The sequence below is a fragment of the Sporobacter termitidis DSM 10068 genome, from assembly GCF_900130065.1.
In the GTDB taxonomy this organism is placed as follows: Bacteria; Bacillota; Clostridia; order Oscillospirales; family Oscillospiraceae; genus Sporobacter; species Sporobacter termitidis.
This window is the reverse complement of the sequence record NZ_FQXV01000003.1, coordinates 288982-310561: the sequence shown is the minus strand read 5'-3', so window position 1 is coordinate 310561 and position 21580 is coordinate 288982. Positions and strand designations below refer to the sequence as shown.

At 54.0% G+C, this 21580-nt stretch carries 18 protein-coding genes and 1 tRNA gene; 7 read left to right on the top strand and 12 right to left on the bottom strand.

Annotation, left to right across the window (positions count from 1 at the left end; genetic code table 11):
* Positions 1–52: 52 nt before the first annotated feature.
* The 5 genes from BUB60_RS06730 to BUB60_RS06710 form a co-directional block, all read right to left on the bottom strand.
* Positions 53–475, bottom strand: a complete 423-nt coding sequence (locus BUB60_RS06730) for a hypothetical protein (protein WP_073076985.1) — start codon at positions 473–475, stop codon at positions 53–55.
* A 443-nt stretch (positions 476–918) separates the two neighbouring features.
* The gene (locus tag BUB60_RS06725) at positions 919–1734 is read right to left on the bottom strand and encodes a MarR family transcriptional regulator (RefSeq protein ID WP_073076982.1); all 816 of its coding nucleotides are present in this window, start codon (positions 1732–1734) and stop codon (positions 919–921) included.
* 37 nt (positions 1735–1771) lie between these two features.
* Positions 1772–3427, bottom strand: a complete 1656-nt coding sequence (locus BUB60_RS06720) for an amino acid ABC transporter ATP-binding/permease protein (RefSeq protein WP_073076979.1) — start codon at positions 3425–3427, stop codon at positions 1772–1774.
* A complete protein-coding gene (locus BUB60_RS06715; RefSeq protein ID WP_073076977.1) occupies positions 3421–5538 on the bottom strand; it encodes a DUF454 family protein in 2118 nt (705 codons plus the stop codon). Before BUB60_RS06715 ends, BUB60_RS06720 begins: the two co-directional genes overlap by 7 nt.
* Before the next feature lie 304 nt (positions 5539–5842).
* Complete coding sequence (locus BUB60_RS06710) at positions 5843–6652, bottom strand: MarR family transcriptional regulator (protein ID WP_073076975.1); 810 nt, start codon at positions 6650–6652, stop codon at positions 5843–5845.
* Positions 6653–6971: 319 nt separating this feature from the next.
* Between BUB60_RS06710 and BUB60_RS06705 the strand changes: the two genes are divergently transcribed.
* On the top strand, positions 6972–7814 hold the full coding sequence (locus BUB60_RS06705; RefSeq protein ID WP_073076973.1) for a 4Fe-4S binding protein: 843 nt from the start codon (positions 6972–6974) through the stop codon (positions 7812–7814).
* A gap of 101 nt (positions 7815–7915) precedes the next feature.
* On the top strand, positions 7916–8305 hold the full coding sequence (locus BUB60_RS06700; RefSeq protein WP_073076971.1) for a hypothetical protein: 390 nt from the start codon (positions 7916–7918) through the stop codon (positions 8303–8305).
* A gap of 122 nt (positions 8306–8427) precedes the next feature.
* Here BUB60_RS06700 and BUB60_RS06695 read toward each other — a convergent pair whose 3' ends face one another.
* Positions 8428–9696 carry a M15 family metallopeptidase gene (locus BUB60_RS06695; RefSeq protein WP_073076968.1) on the bottom strand — a complete coding sequence of 423 codons (1269 nt, stop codon included), beginning with the start codon at positions 9694–9696 and terminating at the stop codon, positions 8428–8430.
* A 149-nt stretch (positions 9697–9845) separates the two neighbouring features.
* Here BUB60_RS06695 and BUB60_RS06690 point away from each other — a divergent pair, with 149 nt between their 5' ends.
* The 3 genes from BUB60_RS06690 (at position 9846) to BUB60_RS06680 (ending at position 12331) form a co-directional block, all read left to right on the top strand.
* Entirely contained in the window at positions 9846–10493 is a 648-nt protein-coding gene (locus tag BUB60_RS06690; protein ID WP_073076966.1) for a flavodoxin family protein, read from the top strand.
* Positions 10494–10553: 60 nt separating this feature from the next.
* Positions 10554–12158 (top strand): ABC-F family ATP-binding cassette domain-containing protein, encoded by a 1605-nt coding sequence (locus BUB60_RS06685; RefSeq protein ID WP_073076963.1) that lies wholly within the window; start codon positions 10554–10556, stop codon positions 12156–12158.
* Between the two features lie 100 nt (positions 12159–12258).
* Positions 12259–12331 (top strand) — tRNA-Val (locus BUB60_RS06680).
* Positions 12332–12453: 122 nt separating this feature from the next.
* On the opposite strand, the gene BUB60_RS06675 is transcribed toward BUB60_RS06680, so the two are convergent.
* Genes BUB60_RS06675 through BUB60_RS19730 form a run of 3 tightly spaced genes read right to left on the bottom strand, consistent with a single transcriptional unit; the run spans position 12454 to position 14061 of the window.
* A complete protein-coding gene (locus BUB60_RS06675; protein ID WP_073076961.1) occupies positions 12454–13092 on the bottom strand; it encodes an adenylate kinase in 639 nt (212 codons plus the stop codon).
* A gap of 46 nt (positions 13093–13138) precedes the next feature.
* Entirely contained in the window at positions 13139–13684 is a 546-nt protein-coding gene (locus tag BUB60_RS06670; RefSeq protein ID WP_073076958.1) for a BglII/BstYI family type II restriction endonuclease, read from the bottom strand.
* A gap of 53 nt (positions 13685–13737) precedes the next feature.
* Positions 13738–14061, bottom strand: a complete 324-nt coding sequence (locus BUB60_RS19730) for a hypothetical protein (protein ID WP_143162286.1) — start codon at positions 14059–14061, stop codon at positions 13738–13740.
* A 372-nt stretch (positions 14062–14433) separates the two neighbouring features.
* Here BUB60_RS19730 and BUB60_RS06665 point away from each other — a divergent pair, with 372 nt between their 5' ends.
* Both BUB60_RS06665 and BUB60_RS06660 read left to right on the top strand, forming a co-directional pair.
* The gene (locus tag BUB60_RS06665; protein WP_073076956.1) at positions 14434–15012 is read left to right on the top strand and encodes a TetR/AcrR family transcriptional regulator; all 579 of its coding nucleotides are present in this window, start codon (positions 14434–14436) and stop codon (positions 15010–15012) included.
* Between the two features lie 46 nt (positions 15013–15058).
* Entirely contained in the window at positions 15059–16477 is a 1419-nt protein-coding gene (locus tag BUB60_RS06660; protein ID WP_073076953.1) for an MDR family MFS transporter, read from the top strand.
* A gap of 117 nt (positions 16478–16594) precedes the next feature.
* Here the strand turns inward: BUB60_RS06660 and BUB60_RS06655 are convergent, their stop codons facing one another.
* From BUB60_RS06655 to BUB60_RS06645, 3 genes are read right to left on the bottom strand one after another with little or no spacing between them, the layout of a single operon-like run.
* The gene (locus tag BUB60_RS06655; RefSeq protein ID WP_341444155.1) at positions 16595–18343 is read right to left on the bottom strand and encodes an ABC transporter ATP-binding protein; all 1749 of its coding nucleotides are present in this window, start codon (positions 18341–18343) and stop codon (positions 16595–16597) included.
* Positions 18340–20097 carry an ABC transporter ATP-binding protein gene (locus BUB60_RS06650; RefSeq protein WP_073076948.1) on the bottom strand — a complete coding sequence of 586 codons (1758 nt, stop codon included), beginning with the start codon at positions 20095–20097 and terminating at the stop codon, positions 18340–18342. Before BUB60_RS06650 ends, BUB60_RS06655 begins: the two co-directional genes overlap by 4 nt.
* Entirely contained in the window at positions 20098–21570 is a 1473-nt protein-coding gene (locus tag BUB60_RS06645; protein ID WP_073076946.1) for an ABC transporter ATP-binding protein, read from the bottom strand.
* Positions 21571–21580 lie beyond the last annotated feature (10 nt).

Here is a 21580-nt window from a genome sequence, read left to right as displayed (position 1 = left end):
AATATATTTTGCCGCCCCCCTCGCTGTTTGACGAGGTTATTTACCGTGATTCTTACGACGCAAGGGTCAGCACGCCTGTGGCGGGCATATGGGCGCCGCTGCTGAGCGCGATCGTGAAGGTGATGCTGGCCGAGAAAGCCTCCGCCGCGATGCCCGCAGGGCTGGTGACAATCAGATAACCGCCGCTGACCACCGCGGTATAGCCCGAAGTGTTGCTGACGGCGCCGACCACCTCGCCGGTCACAGTGCCGACGGACATGGGCTGCAGCTCGATCGTGACCACGTCGTCCGGATCCACAACGGCGTCACCGGCAAAAATATCGATCGGGTGGGGCGCGCCGGTCGTTAAGACCGGGGTATACGTCGTTCCCGCGTCCAGCGCGCTGGCGGAGATCGCCATAACGGAGAACAACATGGCGACACACATAAAAATCGCGGCCACTTTGCTGATGGATCTTGTTTTTGTTCTTATCATTTGAGATACTCCTTTTCTAAAGTCGGGCCGGCGGGAGCCAGCCCTGCGTGTAGGCGAAAACGGTGTTTCGCCGCGTCATGATGGCATGCAGAGCTGATGGTTGATATGTACGGCGCATCTTCCGCTCCGGAGCAGTCAGGTCCTGAGGTGAGGACTGTTTTCAGAAAGTTAGAACACTCTAACAATGGAGGCTAAAAAATCAGCCGCCGCATCAATCTCCGCCTCTGATGCCTGGACCATGACTCCAATATAGCAGAGGTGTTTTTTGTTGTCAACAAGGCTAAAATCACGGCATTTTTATGGCAAATCGGCACATTTCCACAGCCGTGGATATCAATCGCTTCGTTTTTCCTGTATTTTCCTGGGTTCCGGGACAGGCTTGTTCAAACCCAAGGTTTAGGTAACTAAACATGCCGCTGAAAGGAAAAATAAAAATCGGCGGATTACACAAACCTGAACATGATGTCCGCTTCGCTTATGGGCATGTTGGAGACACATCTGCTGGCCTCAGCCTTGATCCGGAGCGTGGCGCAGAGTGTGCCGCCCGGCGTCAGGCTCAGCTTCCGGATGTAGTGAAGTGGTATGGTATATTCGCTGTTTTTTGACCTGATCTGGACAAAATCGCTGCCGCACAGGCAGCTGAGCCGGGTCAATTTCCCGCGGAAGTATTTTTCCGGCCCGCTCCTGTAGCGAATCTCCTTGGATTTGAGCGTGATCGTGCCCCTGCCGTCCATCACGTCCATTCTGGCCGGCTTGACGAAGCCCTTGTCACCCATGGAGAGGACATTGCTGTCCGCCCTGTACACGTCGAATGGAACCTGATAGCTTCCGTCGGGAAATGGGAAGTCCATATCCGGAGCTTTCTCCTCCATATCCCAGCGCAGACAATTGAACCGTTCCCGCTCGGCAAGGTTTTGCACGAGGCCGTCCACGCTCTCCCGCGGCATCCAGCATACATATTGCAGCGCGCATTTGACAGCCAGCGCGTCGTCCAGATTCGGCATTGTGCGGAAAAAGGGGCAAATAAACCGGTGTTTCTCCTTCAGCTCCGCGATGGCCTGCTCCGCCTCGGCAGTAAGAACAACGCGGCCGTCCGCACGGCGGCGGATCAGACCGTGCTTTTCATGAATATCAAGCACCTGGGATACCGCGCCCTTGGTCACGCCAAGCTGTTCGGCCAGGTCGGATATGAGCCTGCCGCTGTTTTTAAAGTGATCGATGTAAAAGAGATATTGCAGCTGTTTCGGCGTAAGATTCATTTTCACCTCACCCTTGAGTGTTCATGCCGCGTACCGCTCAGCTCATTCGTCCCGCGTCCATGTAATAAACCGAATCGGCGGCACGCATCGTGGATGTCCGATGCGATACCAGAATAATGCTTTTCGTCCGGGCGGCCGTTCTGAGAGATTTTATGATAATAGCCTCGTTCAGACCGTCTAAATTGCTGGTGGGCTCGTCAAGGAGCAAAAAGGGCGACCCGTGCAGCAGCGCGCGGGCAAGCCCGATGCGCTGTTTTTCTCCCGCGGAAATGCCGTCTCCCAGCTCATGCAGCCGCGTCTCGTAGCCTCTTGGCAGGGACAGAATAAACGCATGGATTCCGGCATCCTGCGCCGCCTGCTCCACCTCCGCCAGGGTGGCTTCCGGTTTGGCCAGGCGGATATTGTCCAGAAGCGTCCCCTCGAACAAAAAGGTCTCCTGCGTGACATAGCTCTCTATCCGGCGAAGGCACTCGGTATTGATCCCCCGGATGTCTTCGCCGGATATGCGGACCTGTCCGGAGTCCGCGTCCCAAAAGCGCATCAGGAGCTTCAAGAGCGTGGATTTTCCGGAGCCGCTTTTGCCGCAGATTCCGGTGATCCCATGTTCCGGGACCACCAGGCTGATGTTCCGGAGGATGTCCTCTTTATCATAGGCAAACCCGACATTCCTGCAAGCGGCCCCGGAAAATCGTACCGCAGCGCCCACCGTGACCTCCGGCGTTTCCGGTTCTTCAGAAAGCAGGTCGAGGACCCGCTCTCCGGCGGCCATGGTGTTGGGCAGATTGTTCGACAGGCTGGAAAGCGCGGCGACGGGACCGAAGGAGCTCGTCATTGCCACGGTTGCCGTCAGCACCTGCGCGAAATCCATCCGGCCATCCCGCATCAGCCATAGCCCGGCGCAGAGGACCGCCCCTGAGAAGAACAGTACCAGCGCGTCGGCGGCGGCCGAGGTCAGCCCTTCGAGGCGCTTGAGGCGCGCCTGGCTGTCGTCCATTTCGTTGGTGATGCGTTCCATGCCCCGTTCCCGGTCCTCGCCGCGGCCGAAGCGCAGCGTTTCCGACAGGCCGTACAAGCTTTCGATTAAGAAACTGTTCGCCGCGCCAAAGCTTTCCCGATACGCCGCAGCCTGCGCTTTTCCCGCGCGGGAATTGAGCACGGGGATCAGGACCCCCACGGACAGGTAAGCCAACACCGCGACGCAACCCAGAACGATATGCTGCGCGCCGATAAAAACCGCCATGAGGACGGACGCCAGCAGCGCGATGGCCACGGGGCCCACGGTGTGCGCGTAAAAAACCTCCAAAAGCTCGATATCGCTCGTGATGACGGAAATCATCTCGCCCCGGTCCTTCTGCTCAAGCTTTGCGGGCGCCAGCCGCCTGAGCGCGGAAAATACCCTGTCGCGCAATACGGCCAGCAGCTTAAAGGCCATATAGTGGCCGGCAAGCTGCTCAAAATATCGCAATACACCCCGCAAAAGCGCGCAAAGAAATATGGCCGCAAGCAACAGGGGAGCGGATGCCTGAAGCCCGGCGCCGATAACCCCAAGCAGGGCGCGCGCGGCCAGGATGAGCAGGAAGGAAGCGCTCAAATAACCGAGAACCCCCAGCCCCACGTTGAGCAGGAGTGCCGGCAGCAGCCGTCCGATCAGCGCGGTCAGCCGCGTTATAACAGATATCCGATTTTTCAGCATAAAACGCCCTCCGTTGTTTCCTCAAAATGCTCCAGGCTGTGCTGGACGTCAAACAGCCCGGCGTAATAGGGGTTTTCACGGTACAGCGCGTCATGCGTCCCGATGCCCGCCACCGCGCCGTCCCTCATGACGAGAATCCTCGGGCTCCGGCGCGCCAGCGCCATGCGGTGGGTAATTAAAATCACCGTTTTCCCGCTTTCGGAAAGTGCGTACAGTGTTTCCATAATCCAGGCCTCGCTTTCCGCGTCCATGTTGGAGGTGGCCTCGTCGAAGATGTAGACGTCGGCATCGTATAGCAGAACCCGCGCCATAGCGAGGCGCTGGCGCTGACCGCCGGAAAGATTTGAACCGCCCTCCCGAAGCGGCATGCCGAGCCCGCCCTCGGCTATGACAAATTCGTCAAGGCCCGCTTTATGGAGCGCATCCCACATAGCCTTGTCGGATGCCCCGGGGCAGCCCATGGACAGGTTGTCGGCCACTGTACCTTTAAAGATATACGAATTGTGCTCTACCAGGGCAATACGTCGCCTGATGCTCTCGCCGCTCATCCCGGACAGCTCCGCCCCGCCGAGGAGTACGGAACCTGTATAGCTCTGCAAGGTTCCCGAGAGGATATTCGCCAGGGTACTCTTGCCGCAGCCCGATTCCCCGATAACGGAAACAAAGCTGCCCGCCGGCAACGTCAAGGACAGCTCCTGCAACGCCGACCGGCCCGGTTCATACGCAAAGCCGCAAGCGGTAAGCCGGATGTCGAAGGCTTCAGCGGCGTCGGTTTTTTGCTCCGGCTCGGGGCTGTCCAGAAGACTGAAGATGTCCTCAGCCGCCGCGAGGCCGTTCATAGAGGAGTGGAAGAAGGAGCCCAGCAGGCGCAACGGGAGAAAAAACTCCGAAGAAAGCAGAATGACCAGAACGCCGCCCCACAGCTGCATATTTCCCGCGGAGACCTCCGACAGGGCTGCCCAGACGCCCAGCGCCGTCCCGCCGTAGGCGATCAGGTCCATCACCGTGACGGAGCCCAACTGCATACGCAGCACCTTCATCGTTATTTTCCGGAACCCCTCGGCGGACGCATTCATCGCCTCGTGCCTTTTTTCATCGGCGTTATAAATTTTTAAAGTGGTCAGCCCCTGGAGGCTTTCCAGAAAACCGCGGCCGAGGTCGGTATACTGGCCCCAGTGCTTTTTCATCAGCTTTCCGGCAATTTTCCCGATCAGCAGCATGCACAGGGGGATAAGAGGGACAAGGGCCAGCAGGATCGCCGCCACCCGCAGGTTGAAAAGAGCAAAGAGGCAAAACAGCGTGACCGGGGCCAGCACACTGTAAAAAAGCTGGGGCAGAAAGCCGCTCAAATAGACCTGGAGCTGCTCCACACCCTCTACCGACATCTGCGCGACGGCGGCCGTCGAGGTCTTTTCCCTGTAAGACAGGCCAAGGCTTAAAAGCTTGTCATAAATTTGCGCGCGCAGCGTCTTTTTGACCTTCGCCGAGGTGCGGCGTGAAAATTCCGTCCCGAGCCGAATGCAGAAAAAACGAAAAGCAATGGCCGCGGCAAAAACCAGCGCCGGTATAAGGAGCACCGCCGGAGAAAACACCTGCGCGAAGCCTTTTTGCAGCAGATACGCAAAAGAGGCCGTGGCCGCAATACTGCCCAAAAGCGCAAGCCATCGGAACAATACGGTCAGCGCCACGTCCTTTCGCGCGCCGCCGATCAAATCCCAAAGTCTTTTTCGGGCGGAAGCGGGCTTTTCCGGCTGTATGGTCTTCATCCTGAACAGAAAATAATAATAGTGTCCAAGCAGAACCACACCCATGGCGATTCGCGCATGCAGGCTGTGCGTGAGGAAGCCCCCGAGCGCCAGCAATGCCGTCACGCTTGCGAGGACCTTCAGCTTTGCCGCGGTCGTCATGGCGCGTTTCTTTACATAGTCGCCCAGGTACTTCCGGTATAGCTTTGTCTCCGTAAACCAGCGGTGAAAGCGCGCGGAGCCGCGGGCAAAACAAAACGCGGCCGCGAGCAGGAACGGGGTGGTGGGTAAAAACGGCAGCACAACGCCGATGGCTCCCAGAAACAGGAATAAGAAACCCAGTGTGATGTATATAGCCTTCGCCATGGGGACCTCCAAAAAGATTTGCTGTTAGATGAGACTAACATCCGAGCGAAAAATGAACGCCATCGGCGTCTTTGCAAAGCCGCCCGGCGCGGCGTTTAAGCTTTTGCCGAGTGTGGCAGTGAATTTTACCTTCACTGCCCGAACCATAACACACCGGCTTTTCGTTGTCAACAAGTCCCAATATCCCTGTTTTGCCCGTTTTTCGTTAATCAGAGCTAATTTTGCGGGCGATTCCATTTAGTAAATAGGGGAGTCGGAAAAAGAGCGATGTTAGAATAATCTAACATCGCTGCAAAAAATTTTTTTATTCAAGATAAATCGCCAGGTCGGCGACGCTGTCGGGCATGTTAAAAATGCCGACGCTGGCATGGACCTTGATCCGCACCACCCCAAAGTCCACATTCTTTTCCGCATCGTGGCGCCAGTGCATCCCCATGACCGGCAGGGAATAAACGCCGTCCTGCTCCGCTGCTTCGGCAAAGTCCGCGCCGTTCCAGTAAAACAGCCGGGCGAGCCTGCCTTTCAAAAGATCGCCCCGCAGCGCCTTGTGGGTGACCGGTACCGCCCGAAGGCTAATAACACCGAAGCCGCCCGTCACTACCAGTCTCGCCGGATGGATAAAACCCTTGTCGCCCATGGAAAGCTGTCCGTTATTTTCCTTCAGCAGCCTGAATGGAAGCTCGTATATTCCATCAGGCAGGATTCCCTCAAAATTTGTCAGGTAGACGCTGCCGGAAAACCTTCGGAGCTCAGCCTTTGCCGCGTCCGTTTCGATTTTTCGTATCAGGCTCTCCGTAAACTTCGACGACATTTCAAACATCAGCGCCAGCACGTCGTTTCGGATGTCTTCAGCGGCAAGTCCCAACTCCCTGGAGAAATACGCGCTTAAAAGAGCTTGCCGGCTTAAAATTTCGTTGGCCAAAGCCTTCCCCTGCGCCGTAAGGACAAGACTGCCCCCCTTGTCCACAAGGCCCTTTTGTTTAAAGGCATTGATCATATTCGTTACACTGGGCTTGCTGACGCCCAGCGTCTCGGCCAGCCTGCTCATGCTGCGCTCCCTGCCGCGCATCTCATGGATGGCAAGCAGGTACCGCGCCTGCCGTGGGGTAAGCATAGGTTTATCAGCTCCTTTACCAAGGATCAACGTCGAAGTTAGAGTGTTCTAACTATCTGATCTTACCATTTTTTGACGAGAAATGCAAGCAGATCATAGAAAAGGACCTTATGGTTTTTAGTAGAGACGGCGGGGACACAATGATAATTTATGGCATGAGTACTTGCTGAAAAGATGCTCATCGCGGGACTTATCAGGATTATTAATAAATGCGCGCGTTCTGATGCGGATTAATTATTAGATTTTTTAGACATGCCTATTATATAATCTAATAAGTAAAGCGGCGCCGCCGCGTTCGTATCTGAGGAGGAATTGCGTTATGGATAAAGAGCATTTGCTGAAGCTGGCCGGAGACATTACGGATCAGTCGCCGAAAAATTACATACAGGCCGAAACGAACTCCGATGCCGCATATCTTGGAATGCGGCTTTTTGAAAGGCCCGTCACGGGCGTCGCGGCGGCGGATGACGAGGCGTTTGAGGCCCTTTTGGCCCCAGCCGCGATCGGCCCTCATTTTATGCGGCCGGAGCAGTGGCTGCCGGGCGCCAGGAGCGTCATCAGCTTCTTTTTGCCGCTTTCGGACCGTGTGAAGGACGCGAATAAGCGCGATAAGGACATCCCTGCCCTGGAATGGCTCTATGGCAGGATCGAGGGCCAGATGTTCATCAATGAGGTGAGCGCCGCCATTCGCGATGAAATTATAAAAGCCGGTCATCACGCGGTTTCGCCGTCCATTGACGAGCGCTTTGATTTTAATGTGAACATCCCGGGCAAGGCGCTCCCGGCCTATACCAGTAACTGGTCGGAACGGCATGTGGCGTATGTTTGCGGTCTTGGGACCTTTGGCCTCAATACGTGCATCATCACGGAGCTCGGTACGGCAGGGCGGTTTTTCAGCGTTGTGACCGACATGGACCTGGAGCCTACCGCCAGGAATTACACGGGCCTTTACGATTACTGCATCAGGTGCGGCGTCTGCCTGAAAAAATGTCCGGCCGGCGCGTTTTCGAAAGACGGCAAATCGAATCGGGACTGCTCGGTGTTTATGAGAGGCACCAGCCTGTTTTTTAAACCCCGGTACGGCTGCGGCAAATGCCAGGTGGGCGTTCCCTGTGAAAACACCAATCCCTGCGTGCGCGCGGAAAAGGGCACCGCGTCCTGACAAGGCTCCGGCGGCCTTTGCGGCCCGGGCACGATTTGAATTGTCAATACGCCGTCTTGATGATATAATGCTGGTATTACTTTTACTGAGGAGAATCAGGTATGGCGATGGTCACCTGCCCAAAATGCAAAAGAATTGTCAACGACACGTCAAAGAAGTGCCCCAACTGCGGCGGCCCTCTGGGCGTCGGAACGGGAGGGGGCGGCAGTATCTTCGATAAAAACGCCCCGAAATTCAAAAAGCTACATCTGCTCAGCAATGTGTTTCTGGCGGTCAGCTGCTTGCTGTTGCTGCTGGAATTTGGAAACGTCGGCAAAACCTACGTCGGCGGGGTGCTGTTCGGTGTCGGCTTTTTGTTGCAGGGACTTTCCGAGGCGGCACGCGAGAAGGAGCCGGGATATGTCGGGAAAGGCAGATCAAAGCTCATCATCGGGATATCGGTCGTGCTCACTCTCGTCGGCTGTCTCTATTTCTATTTGGATTTGAGGTAACCGGCGAAAAGACCCTTTTGGCTTTGCCAGCGGACCAACGGGCGATCAGGGCGATACAGATCGCCCCTACGGGCATATAAATAAAAAACCTTGCCGGAGGCAAGGTTTTTTGTATGCGGGTACTAAGCGGCGGCCGGGGAGAGGATGAGGCCGCCGTGACCGTCGTCCGTGGCGGTAAGGCCGAGCATCTGCAGAATGTCGCCCAGCGTGTAATAGGTCGACCCGCCTGAGGCATATGACGCCATGTCAAACGAGGCGCCGGCGGTGTAAAATCCCGCGCTGACCGCCGTGAGGGGCGCGGCGCGGCCGGGTTCAAAGGCGGCGGGCGGCGCCTGGCCGGAATAGGCCTCGCCATAAAGGAGGACGATCCTGCGCGCCGCGTCGTCCCAGACAATATCGAACTGCATCTCGGTGCCGTTCAGCACGGCCGCGAAATCGCGCAGCTTGTAATACGTCGCGCCCAGGACATCGTATGTGGCCAGCTGCGCCGTCCTGCCGCCGGCGGTGACGGCGGAGCTGGAGGTTACGCCCACAGCCAGCGCGTCGGCGCCCTTTGCGGGGACGTCGATCTCCCGCGCGTAATATTCGTCGTACGTCAGGCCGCTGTTGTAGACGGCGGTGGCCAGCCGGACGCCGAGATAACGCAGGTGCCACGGCTCGTTCGTATATCCGAGGATCGGTTCCTTCGCGTAGGGGTACCGGATGATGAACCCGTATTTATGGGCGTTTTTTGCGTACCATTTATATACGGCGGTATTCATCAGCGCGGCGTTGGCCCGGATGACGTCCACGGCCAGCCCCGTTTGATGCTCGCTGTAGCCGGGCCGCGCCGCCAACAGCTCCTGCGCTGCGGCGGAGCTGGGGTCACCCGGGTCAAGAAAGCTGCTGTAAACCGACTGCTGCCTGCTATAGCTCCTGTACGCGGAGGTGGCGTAGATGCTGTAGCCCAGCTTTTTGGCGTCGGCGCACATTTTTTCAAAAGCGACGCGGGCCGCGTGGGTGAGCTGGCGCGTGCCGGAGCTGTAGTGGGCGCTGATGGTTTCAAGGTGCGCCGGTATAAAGTCCGGCGGCAGCGGATGATACTTATTGACGAGCACGTCGACGGCGCCGGGGTCGGCCGGGACGACGGGATTTGTATAGAAATACGTGTCCAGGCCGATATTGACGTAGGTGAGGACGGTTTCCCACGAATAATCGGGATGGATCGTCTTATAGTCGATATACCGCTGGGTGTTCTCGCTTTTAAAATATTTTAAGCCCGTGCGCTGCGACAGCTCCGCCGCGTATTGCGTTACCGGCTGGCTCGGCTGGCTGCCGGCCGCCGCTGCGGGGGCAAAGGCGGCGCTCAGGGTGATGCAGAGAAAAAGCGCGGCGCTTCTGAATAATTTCATATCGATGCTCACCGGTCCTCAGTTCATGGCGATTGCTTTAATTTATTCAATGCGCAATGCGAAAATGGACTTTTCTTTTATACATAGGATTTGGTATAATTGCGGTAATAAAAAACATTGTTTGTGCCATCGGCACGAAGGAGGCTGTTATGAAAGCTATTGCCGTCAACGGGAGCCCTAGAAGGAAATGGAACACGGCCCAAATGCTCGAAAGCGCGCTCAGCGGCTGCAGGGACGCCGGCGCGGAAACGGAATTGGTACATCTGATCGACCTGAAATTCAAGGGCTGTACCAGCTGCTTCGGCTGCAAGAGGCTCGGAGGGCCGAGCTATGCCAAATGCGCCATGCGCGACGATCTGACCCGGGTTCTCGATGACGTCTGGGACGCCGACGTGCTGATTGTCGGCTCGCCGGTCTATTTCGGCGACGTGACGGCCGACGTCCGGGCATTTCTGGAGCGGCTGTGGTTCTCGATCCTCATGTACAATAAAGAGCATACGGTCAGAGCCCCCAAAAGTATGCCTGTAAAAATTATCTTGACGACTAACGCGCCGGAATTCGGCTTTCACAAGTCGCTCAACGAGGGGCTTATCGGGACCATGAGCCGCTTTATCGGGCCGGCGGAGCTCATCGAGGCCAACGCCACGCTCCAGTTCGACGATTACGGCAAGTACGACGCCGGCATGTTCGACGTCGACGACAGAATAAAGCGCCACAACGAGGTGTTCCCCCAGGACTGCCGGCGGGCATATGAAATGGGCAAACGCGCCGTTGCCGAGGCGAAGGAACTCAAGTGAGATTCATCCGACACGGCAACGCGCTGCAATCATATTATTAATTACAAAAGGATATTATTCATGATTACTGTCAACAACCTGAGCTTACAATACGGTGGGACGCCGCTGTTCTCCCGCGTCGACCTTCGGTTCACAGCCGGAAACTGCTATGGCGTCATCGGCGCCAACGGGTCCGGCAAGTCCACATTCCTCAAAATTCTGGCCGGCGAGCTGGAACCGTCGACGGGAAATGTCGAGATCAAGCAGAAGGTCCGCATGTCGGTCCTCAAGCAGGACCAGAACATGTACGACGACTACAAGGTCATCGAGACGGTGATCATGGGCAATATGCGCCTGTACGAGTGCGGCCGCGAGAAGGACGCCATCTATAACAAAGAGGATTTCTCCGATGCCGACGGCATCCGCGCCGCCGAGCTGGAGGAGGAGTTTGCCGAGCTGGGCGGCTGGGAGGCCGAATCGAACGCCTCCCAGCTCCTCCAGGGGCTCGGCATCGCCACATCGTACCACGAATACAAGATGAGCGACATGGACCCTCGGCAGAAGGTCAAGGTGCTGCTGGCCCAGGCGCTGTTCGGCACGCCGGACATCATCCTGCTGGACGAGCCGACGAACAACCTGGACGTGAACTCCGTGGTCTGGCTGGAGGATTTCCTGCTGGATTACGAGGGGACCGTCATCGTCGTCTCCCATGACCGGTATTTCCTCAATACGGTCTGCACTCACATCGTCGATATTGACTACAACAAGATCAGGATGTACGTGGGCAACTACGACTTCTGGTACGACGCCAGCCAGATGATGCAGCGCCTTGCAAAGGAACAGAACAAAAAAAGCGAGGATAAAATCCGCGATCTGGAAGAGTTCATCCGGCGCTTCTCGGCCAATAAATCAAAGTCCCGCCAGGCGACCTCCCGCCGCAAGCTCCTCGATAAGCTCACGCTGGAGGAGATACCGGCGTCTTCCCGCCGGTACCCGTGGGTCGGTTTTACCATGGCGCGGGAGCCGGGCAAGGACAGGCTCTTTGTCACCGAGGTTTCCAAGACGATCGACGGCGCCAAGATCCTGGACAACGTCAGCTTCATCATGGGGCGCGACGACAAGATCGCCTTCATCGGCGCCAATGAGATCGCCATCACCACCATGTTCAAAATTCTGGCCGGCGAGCTGGAGCCGGACGAGGGGAGCGTCAAATGGGGCGTTTCCACCACGCAGGCCTATTTCCCCAAGGACAACTCCGCCTATTTCAATGAGTGCGACCTGGACCTGATGGACTGGATGCGCCAGTTTTCCGAGGACAAGCGCGAGAGCTATCTCCGCACGTTTTTGGGACGCATGCTCTTTTCCGGCGACGACGTTTACAAGCAGGTCAAGGTCTTGTCGGGCGGCGAAAAGGTCCGGTGCATGCTGTCGAAGATGATGCTCTCGGGGGCGAATGTCCTGATGTTCGATCAGCCCACGAACCATCTCGATCTGGAGAGCATCGCGGCGCTCAACAACGGCATGGACGACTTCAAGGGCAATATCATCTTCACCACCCACGACCATCAGCTCATCCAGACCGTGGCCAACCGCATCGTTGAATTCACCGACGGCGGCAAGATCGTCGACAGGACGATGACGTACGACGAGTACATCGAATTGAAGCGCACCCAGGCCGCGGAATAAAAATATACGGCGTTTTCGCCTGGGGGCCGCAGCGCCCCCAGGTGAAAAATTTAGGGTTGACAATTTGTCCCCGCTATTGTACAATAACGTTCGCTGACCCGGACGATTAGCTCAGCTGGTAGAGCATTCGCTTGACGTGCGAAGGGTCACAGGTTCGAGTCCTGTATCGTCCATTATGAAGCACCCGATTTTGCTCATTTGCAGGCAAAATCGGGTGCTTCCTTATTATCTGAAAGGTTTTAGAACTAAGACATAATCTTTACTCGTCAGGCGGAACGCTCCGCCTCGTGGGAGTCTAATCAGGGATACTTATGATTTTATTAATAGCCTCAGTCGTCGCCTCAATGGTCGGTTGATTATCGACTGTTTTGAGCTTGCTTCTTGATTTATAGAATTCAATTAGCGGCTCAGTTTGCTGATGATAAACCCTCAGACGATTTTTTACCGTTTCGGGCTCGTCGTCTTTTCGAATAGTAAGCTCGCTGCCGCATATATCGCAGATATTGGAATCTTTAGGTGGATTGCTCCTGATATGGTAGGTTGTACTGCAGACAGGGCATGTACGCCGGCCCGTCATGCGCGCTTCGATCTCTGCGTCGGATATCTCGATGAGCAGAGCGGTATCGATGTCCACCCCGTCGTCCTCCAGCGCCTTCGCCTGGTCGATGGTTCGCGGTATGCCGTCAAGTATGTAGCCGTTCAGACAGTCCGGCTCGGAGAGCCGCTCATTGACGACCCCCATAATCACATTGTCCGGGACCAGACCGCCCGATTCCATATAAGACTTTGCGATAAGCCCGGTCGGCGTCTCGTTTTTAACGGCTGTTCTCAAAATATTTCCCGTTGAGATCGTCGGAATGCCGAGCTTTTGACTTAAGATATTGGCTTGTGTACCTTTACCGGCGCCAGGAGCGCCCAAGAGGATCAGTTTCATTATTTTATGCCCATCCCTTTTTTGCGTAATTTGCTGCGAGTCATTACTATCCCACTAATCCAATGACCCAAACCGGCACGGTAACGATCGGCTTAAATGTCTCCAAATCCAATGTGACCTTTTCAAAGCTGATCATCGCTGTTGATTCCGTTATTGAGATTTTTTTTGAAAACGCCTTCGTACAGCAGATATATATTCCGAGATCAATAATATCCTTTATATCGCCGGCCAATTGAAAGCATAGCAAGTCGCTCCCAACAGACACACGGTTATTGAATGTTATAGTCGCGCCGACTTTGTTCTTGTAATAATCAATCAGGAGCGGATTCTTGCAGTCCTCTGATGTCATGGGATTCGGAATCCAATCCCTGACGCTGAAGGCTTCCCGGAGGATGTTCTTGAGGGAGAACTGGAGCCCAACCTTTGTCTTTTTTCCCTCGCTCAGCAGCATTTCATTATCATGCCGATGCCTCTGCACGAGTTTTTCATAAGTTAAGCTGCTTATTATATCCTGGATTTCACATCTGATTTTATTGTCGGGAGGCAGCATTTCTTCGGAATACCAGTGAGAATATGTAACATATTCCATCATTTAATGCTCCAATAAAATTTAATAAGCTTCCTTTTATCTGGTCAATGGTCCCATTACTTATTGGGATAATTTCTATATCTTGTTTTATATGAAGCAACTGCCAAAATTTCATAAAATGGATTTGCTTTTTTCTTTTTTGATATACGATTGATTTGCATCCAAATTTCCGCCCAATAGCCAAATTGCTGAAAGTTATTGTGAGAAAGGGCATACCAAGCATTGTCCTCAGCAGTTTTTAGCTCGTCATTATAATCAAAATCGATTCTTTCTGTTCTTTCGGATACTTCCAATATTGCGCCTTTTCCACATAGGGAGCATTGTGCTGATGCTTTTGCAGTATATTGATACCCGCACGATTGACATATATACTTAGGCATAGTTTGGCGCTCCTTATAGGTCCAGGATTTTCTCCCGCAGGCGTCAGGCAAATTCATCCACTACACATAATTATCAATTTAATACTATATCTACCGATTATATTAATATTAAATTGTATTAAATTACATCAAATAATACGCAATTAAGTTAATAGTGTCAACGCAATCCATTAACAAACAGTTAATAATACCAAAAGTCAGTAAATTACAATAATGCCTGCAAAGGAAATTATTAATCATTTGTAGCAAAAATTGATTAGCACGTCGTCCAATTGAAAAACGGCGCGAAACTAAAGTGATTATTGACATTGGCCTTTGATTCGGCTACCATTATGTAGACCAGTCTCTATAATTTACGAAAGGATATATTTTATGAACACTCAAAATACCTCAAGGGAAAAAATACTGAATACTGCCACAAAACTTTTTCAAATCAACGGCTTTAATGCTACCGGATTAAATGAGATCTTAGAAGAAAGCAAATCGCCTAAAGGCTCGCTTTATTATTATTTCCCCGAAGGTAAAGAACAGTTAGCCCTGGAAGCAATTCAATTGGCATGTAAGTCCATAGTAGAAAGATTACGTGGTACCATGGATAAATATTCGGACCCGGTGGAAGCTCTTAAATACTTAATAAGTAATATCACAGATGACCTGAATGATGAAAATAAGCTTCAAGATATCTCAATAAGTTTAATGGCTTTAGAGACCTATTCTTCAAATGAGAAATTAAGATTGGCTTGTGAACAGGTATTTACTGAATTAAGTAATGTATACGCCCATAAATTGATCCAGAGCGGGTTTGCTCCACAAAAGGCTGAAGAATTGGGTATGGCCATTGAAATAATGATTGAGGGAGCTATTACTATTTGTGTTACGAGAAAAGATACGGTACCACTCTCTGCAATTAGTAATATTCTAAATGTTTTGTTAAGTCAAGATTCTCTTTAAAGCATGTTACAAAGATAGAAAGACAGATTGATGAGGTAATTTATTTATGGAGCAACAACCGTCAAAAGCCAGAATGGATGTAAAGCATCCGTATCTGGCTATGTTAGGATTATATATAGGTGCATTTTGTGGTTTGTTTAGTGAGACATCTTTAAATATTGCGCTCCCGAAACTCATGGATACTTTTCATATTAGTGCGGGCATCGTACAGTGGCTGGTGGTTGGTTACATGCTTGTCATTGGGATCGTTCTTCCCTTCACCAGTTTACTGATGCGGTGTTTTTCTGTAAGAAAACTGATTGTTTTTGCTTTGGGCGCATTTATATTTGGTTCTCTTATCAGCGGTTTTGCGCCTGATTTCAGAATTCTTCTTGTTGGACGCATGATCCAGGGAATTGGTACCGGACTTCTTATTCCGATGATGTTTTCAATTGTTTTAGAGCTTTTTCCTATCAATAAAATTGGGTCTGCTATCGGCATAGCCTCTCTGGTTATAATGTTTGCGCCAGTTGTTGGCCCAACTCTTTCAGGTATTATCTTAGGAATGCTTTCCTGGCGCTGGATATTCTTTATCTTTGTTATCATAGCAGCTGTGGCCTTAATTGCTGTAGTGCTCTTTATGGTGAATCCTTATAAGATAACAAAACCGAAAATTGACGGAATATCATGCCTAACTTCTGTTATTGGTTTTGGGGGCTTGGTATTCAGCGTGAGTCTGGCCAGTGAATTCGGATTTTCTCTTCCTGTTATTTTGACATTGTTAATCGGTATCACTGCCATTATTTTTTATGCGAGAAGGCAGTTCAAAATGGAGACTCCGGTCCTTGATTTGAAAGCACTGAAGGTTCCAAGATTCCGGACGGGCGCAATCGTCGTGATGATAAACTTTAGTATTATATTGTCATCTATGTTCCTGCTGCCCCAATATATTCAAAACGGACTTTCAATTCCGGTGGCTATGACAGGAATTATTTTGCTCCCCGGTGGGTTAACCAATGCTTTGTTTTCTTTCCTTTCCGGGCGGCTTTACGACAAGTTCGGAGCAAAGTACCTGGTTAAAATTGGATTTATTGCCGTAATTGCAGGTACAATTCTTTTTATTTTAACGTCGTCACACAGCTCTCTTGGCTACATAATTTTCTGCCATATCATTATCATGATTGGTATTCCATTGGTTATGTCCCCGGCACAGACCAGCGGAATGAATGCACTCCCGCCAAATCTCTCACGGGATGGAAGCACAATAATCAGTACAATGCAGCAGATCATCGGCGCTATCAGTACTGCCATTGCCACATGTCTGCTTGGCATTGGACAAACTGCATATTTCTCTCGCGGCGGTACAAACGAAGCGGATGCCTTTACGAACGGCTCCCATTACGGTTTTTATTTTGCTTTGATACTATCCGTCATCGGTTTCATTCTTTCCTTTAAAATCAAAGATGTAAAAAAGGGTGAACAATAATTTCTTTGCTTAGCGACTACGTATAATTCAAAAGAATTAAATACAGCCGTTACCAAAGGGAGCAGGAGTTTTCTCCTGCTCCCTTATTTGCCCGGCATTTTGGACGCCTTCATTTTATTAAGTCGCCTGCCGCCCCAGCTTCCAGCCGATGGACTGCTCCCGCATGCCGATAAAGTCGGCGTACCGTCCGCCCTGCGCCATCAACGCCGCGTGGGTGCCCTCTTGGACGATGCGCCCATTTTCGATGACGATGATCCTGTCCGCGTTGCGGACGGTTTTCAGCCGATGGGCGATCATGATGACCGTTTTGGACTTGGTCAGCTCCCGGATAGCCTGCTGGAGCATCCACTCGTTTTCTGGGTCCACATTGGCGGTGGCTTCATCCAGAATGATGATGGGGCTGTCCTTGATGATGGCCCGGGCGATGGAGATGCGCTGCTTTTCCCCACCGGAGATGCTGGCGCCGCCTTCTCCGATCACCGTATCGTAGCCGTCGGGCAGGGCCATGATGAAGTCGTCGCAGCAGGCCCGCCGGGCGGCGTCCCGCACCTCTTCCAGGGTGGCGTCAGGCCGGCCGAAGCGGATGTTGCCCGCAATGGTGTCATTGAAGAGATAGACATTTTGGAATACCATGCTGTAATTTTTCAGCAGGCTGTCCAGGGTGTACTCCCGTACGTCGTGATTTCCCAGCTTGATACGGCCCTCGTCTACGTCCCAGAAGCGGATGATAAGGTTGCACAGAGTCGTCTTGCCGCTGCCTGAGCCGCCTACGATAGCCAGAGTGGAGCCTGCGGGGATATCCACACTCACTCCGTCGATGATTTTTCGCTTGTCGTAGGAGAAGCTGACGTTCTCAACGGCAATGGCCTTGCTGTCCGGCTGGATATCCGTGCCTTTTTCGTCCATAACGGGCATATTCAGCGTCGCGTTAATGTTGTCGATGGACAAAGCGGCAATGCGCAGCAGGGCGGACATATTGCCGCCGGAGGCCAGCTCATTGTAGACCATAAAGGCGGCGATGCAAACAACAAGGCCGCTGCTCAGCTGCATAGAGCCGTCGATGCAAAACAGCACCGCGCAAATGACAATGGCAAGGCCGGCCAGCTTAGTCACCAGTCCCTGAAGAGACATGAGGGGGACAAAGGCCCGTTCCAGCCCATAGGCCACCACCTTTTCCTCCGTAATGGCGTCGGAGACCTTTTTGTTCGCACTGCCCGTCAGGTTGTACGACTTGATGACGGCGATACCCTGAACATACTCCAAAATAGCCTCCACGGCGTTTTCTACCGACTTGATCTTACGCTCGGACAGCTTTTCCCCCGCCCTGTGAAGGCGGGCGTTGACCAGCAGGAACAGAACGAAGCCCGCCAGAGTGACAAGGCCGATGCGCCAGTCGAAGATAAACATCATAATATTGATGGCAGCCGTGGTCAGCACACCCTGCACCGACAAAAGCATGCACCGGGTCAGGGTTTCCTGAAGGCTTTCGGCGGTATTGGTGGCGATATTGGCAATCTGCCCCAGATTGCGCTGGTTAAAGTAGCCCATGGGCGCGTAGCGCAGCTTTTCCGCAATGCGGATGCGGGCCCGGGCGCCGGTGGTATATCCCGCCGTGGTCTGGAGCTGGGTGGAAAAGTAATTGCACAGATAGGCGCCCACCATACCCGCCAGCACAATGCCCATGGCAATCCATGCGGTGCCGGTCCGAACGGAGCCGTCCAGAATGGCGCCCAGCACATAGGCTGCCGCCAGCAGGCTAAAGGCGTTGAAGATACTCTGGAAAAAGCCTAAAACCAACGCGCCCGCCATGTTTTTCCGCTGTTCCTGGGCAAAATCGAGGAATTTCTTGATATAACCAAACATCATTTCACCTCCACTGCGTCTTTCGAGCCGATATGGGTTTCCCACAGGTGACGGTACAGCGTGCAGTCCTCCAGCAGCGTTTCATGAGTGCCTGCCGCCTCAATATGGCCGTCGCGAACCATCACGATCTGGTCGGAGTCGGTGATGGTGGACAGCCGGTGAGCTACCACAATCAGGGTCTTGCCCCTGACCAGCCGGGCCACCGCATTTTGGATAACGGCCTCATTCTCCGGGTCGGTGTAGGCGGTGGCTTCGTCCAGAATAACGATGGGCGCGTCCTTCAGCATGGCCCGGGCGATGGATAGCCGCTGGCGCTCGCCGCCGGAGAGATGTCCTCCGGCGCTGCCCACCATTGTGTCATACCCCTTTTCCAGCTGCATAATGAACTCGTGACAGCCGGAGGCCCTGGCGCTGGCCTCCACCTCTGCGTCAGTGGCTCCGGGACGGCCTTTGCGCAGGTTCTCCCGCACCGTTTCGTTGAACAGGAAATTGTCCTGGGAGACATAGGCGATCATCTCATTGAGCTGGCGGAGAGGAATGTCCCTGACATCCACCCCGCCGATGGTGATACTGCCGCCGGTAACATCCCACATGGAGGCAATGAGCCGGGCGAGGGTGGACTTCCCGCTGCCGGAGGGGCCTACCAGGGCATTGACGGTGCCTTCCCGGAAGAAGAAATCCACGCTGTGGAGCACCTCGGTGTCCTTATAGCTGAAGCGCACGGCCTTACCCTCAATGTCAAAGCGGTCCAGCTGCACGTTTGTTTCGGGACGCCGGAGCTCCTCGTCCTCAAGAATGGAGTTGATCTCCCCCACGATGGTCCCGATTTTTGCCAGATCGTCGCTGTAGCTCATCGCGCCGATGAGGGGCGGCATCATGCCCAGACACAGCACCACGATCACAACAATTTCGTTCACCGGCAACGTTCCCTGCAAATAAAACAGCACGCAGGCGGGTAGAACGCTTACCAGCACTGAGGGAATGACCACCATACCCAGAGAGAAGAAAATCTGGGTGTCCTTCATCCAGTCGATGGCGGAATGAGCGGACTCATGTGCCGCGTCGGTAAATTTTTTGTAGGTCTTGGCCGTTTGGCTGAAGGTCTTGATAACCTCGATGCCGTTAATATACTCCACAGCGACCGCGTTGAGATTCTTGCCGGATTTCACGTATCGGCTGTATTTCTCTTCGTAGCCGACGCGCATTCCCATCATGGCCAGCATTCCGATCGGAAACGTGAGCAGCGACCACAAAGCCACACGCCAGTCCAAAATAAACACGTAGATGAGAATGGCCACCGGAGCCAGCAGCTTGCTTGTCATTTCCGGTACCACATGCGCCAGGGTGGGCTCAATGCCGTCCAAGCGCTCCACAATGATGTTCTTGGTCACACCGCTGGGGCGGGCAAGGACCTTCCCCATGGACAGCCGGGCCAGCTTTTCGCACATTCGCCGCCGGGTATCCGCGATGACGGCAAAGGCAGCGCCGTGGGAGATTGTGGTGGAGATGGAGTGGAACAGATAATTTCCCGCCCAGAACAGCGCGGCTGCCACCACCCAGAACAGGTATGGGGAGAGTGACCGCTCCCCGGCGATCAGCAGAGTCACGATTTTGCTGACGCAAAAGTAGGGGACGACAGCGCACAGTACCCCCAAAGTCGCCGTCACAACGGACAGCGCGCATTTCCCCCGATAGGGCGCCGCCCACTCGAAGAGATAGGAAAATGCTCCTCTCTTATGTTTTTCCGTATGATCCATCTAAACACGCTTCCTTTCCTTGCGTTCAAAAAAATGACGCAGCCGCGTTTCGCCCTCACAATCAAGGGCGTATTGCTCCTTGACACGCCCGTTTTCCAGATGCAGCACGAAATTGCAGCAACGGACGACGAGTTCCGGGTCGTGGGTAATGATGAATATGGTCTGCCTCCCGTCCAGGGATTCCAACAGACGGGCGGTCTGCTCCATATGATGGAAATCCAGCCCGCTGGTCGGTTCGTCGAACACCAACAGCTCCTTCCCTGCAAGCAGGGCGGAGGCGATGGCTACCCGCTGCTTCTGGCCGCCGGACAGGGACAAGGGGTGCCTTGCCCGGAAAGGGGTCAGCTCCAGAGCGTCCATGACGCGCTGAAGCTCCGCCTCGTCCGCCTCATCCATTCCCAGACGCAGCTCATCCTCCACGCTTTCGCAAAAGAGCTGGTGGTTCACGTCCTGCATGACCATATAACTCTTTCTCAGCATCTGACGGCGGGAATAGGCCGCCCCTCCGCAGCTGCAGACACCCTTGCAGTGCTTTATCAATCCGCACAGGCATTTGGAAAGGGTGGATTTACCCGCCCCGTTGTGGCCGATGACGGCGATGGCCCCGCCCTTTGGCAGTATGGTCTCCGGGATGTCCAGAGCGTGGGCGGGGCTGTTGCGGTAGGAGTACCGGTAGCCTCGCAGGGTCAGAAGCTCTCCGGGCGATGGCGGCGCTTCCCGGTGGGGCAGGTCATCCAGAGACAGGGTGCGCAGTCCCAGCTCCGCCAGCGTCTCAGCGGTATAGCCACAGAGTTCCGCCATGGGGATATCCCGCTCAATCGCTCCATCCTGAAGATAAATGACCCGGTCGCACAGCTCCCTCAGCCAATACAGCCGATGCTCCGCAATGAGGATGGTTTTTCCCTGGGCCTTCCACAACCGCAGGGTGTCCTTCAAATTCTCAATGGCTTCTATGTCCAGATTGGAGGTCGGCTCGTCCAGAACGAACACCTCCGGTGTCATGGCGGACACCGACGCGCATGCAATTTTCTGCTTTTCGCCGCCGGACAGGTTAAAGATACTGCGTCCCAACAAATCTGTGGCGCGCATCTCATGGGCGGCACGGTCCACCCGCCGGTCGATTTCCGCCAGTGGCAGCCCCAGATTTTCGCATCCAAAGGCGATTTCCCCCGTGGTGTCCACGCAAAAGAACTGACTGCGGGGATTTTGGAACACACTGCCCACCAAATGGGCAGTCTCATACAGCTCCGCGTTCTTCACGTCCAGTCCGCCCACAGACACCTCCCCGGTCAACTGCCCTTCGTAGTAGTGGGGGATGAGACCGTTGACGAGCCGGGTCAGGGTGGTTTTGCCGCAGCCGGACTGGCCGCACAGCAGCACGCACGTCCCCCTCTCCACCCGCAGGGAGATGTCCCGCAGGGAGCCGGAATCGGCGTTGGCATATTGAAAGCTGACGTGGTCTATATGTATCATGGGCTCTTCC

Bases quoted from the DNA above. Each gene is read 5' to 3' on its own strand.
- BUB60_RS06715 (WP_073076977.1), bottom strand. From the start codon at position 5,538: ATGGCGAAGGCTATATACATCACACTGGGTTTCTTATTCCTGTTTCTG.
- BUB60_RS06665 (WP_073076956.1), top strand. From the start codon at position 14,434: ATGAACACTCAAAATACCTCAAGGGAAAAAATACTGAATACTGCCACA.
- BUB60_RS19730 (WP_143162286.1), bottom strand. From the start codon at position 14,061: ATGCCTAAGTATATATGTCAATCGTGCGGGTATCAATATACTGCAAAA.
- BUB60_RS06645 (WP_073076946.1), bottom strand. From the start codon at position 21,570: ATGATACATATAGACCACGTCAGCTTTCAATATGCCAACGCCGATTCC.
- BUB60_RS06700 (WP_073076971.1), top strand. From the start codon at position 7,916: ATGGCGATGGTCACCTGCCCAAAATGCAAAAGAATTGTCAACGACACG.
- BUB60_RS06655 (WP_341444155.1), bottom strand. From the start codon at position 18,343: ATGATGTTTGGTTATATCAAGAAATTCCTCGATTTTGCCCAGGAACAG.
- BUB60_RS06690 (WP_073076966.1), top strand. From the start codon at position 9,846: ATGAAAGCTATTGCCGTCAACGGGAGCCCTAGAAGGAAATGGAACACG.
- BUB60_RS06670 (WP_073076958.1), bottom strand. From the start codon at position 13,684: ATGATGGAATATGTTACATATTCTCACTGGTATTCCGAAGAAATGCTG.
- BUB60_RS06675 (WP_073076961.1), bottom strand. From the start codon at position 13,092: ATGAAACTGATCCTCTTGGGCGCTCCTGGCGCCGGTAAAGGTACACAA.
- BUB60_RS06730 (WP_073076985.1), bottom strand. From the start codon at position 475: ATGATAAGAACAAAAACAAGATCCATCAGCAAAGTGGCCGCGATTTTT.
- BUB60_RS06650 (WP_073076948.1), bottom strand. From the start codon at position 20,097: ATGGATCATACGGAAAAACATAAGAGAGGAGCATTTTCCTATCTCTTC.
- BUB60_RS06725 (WP_073076982.1), bottom strand. From the start codon at position 1,734: ATGAATCTTACGCCGAAACAGCTGCAATATCTCTTTTACATCGATCAC.
- BUB60_RS06710 (WP_073076975.1), bottom strand. From the start codon at position 6,652: ATGCTTACCCCACGGCAGGCGCGGTACCTGCTTGCCATCCATGAGATG.
- BUB60_RS06660 (WP_073076953.1), top strand. From the start codon at position 15,059: ATGGAGCAACAACCGTCAAAAGCCAGAATGGATGTAAAGCATCCGTAT.
- BUB60_RS06705 (WP_073076973.1), top strand. From the start codon at position 6,972: ATGGATAAAGAGCATTTGCTGAAGCTGGCCGGAGACATTACGGATCAG.
- BUB60_RS06720 (WP_073076979.1), bottom strand. From the start codon at position 3,427: ATGCTGAAAAATCGGATATCTGTTATAACGCGGCTGACCGCGCTGATC.
- BUB60_RS06685 (WP_073076963.1), top strand. From the start codon at position 10,554: ATGATTACTGTCAACAACCTGAGCTTACAATACGGTGGGACGCCGCTG.
- BUB60_RS06695 (WP_073076968.1), bottom strand. From the start codon at position 9,696: ATGAAATTATTCAGAAGCGCCGCGCTTTTTCTCTGCATCACCCTGAGC.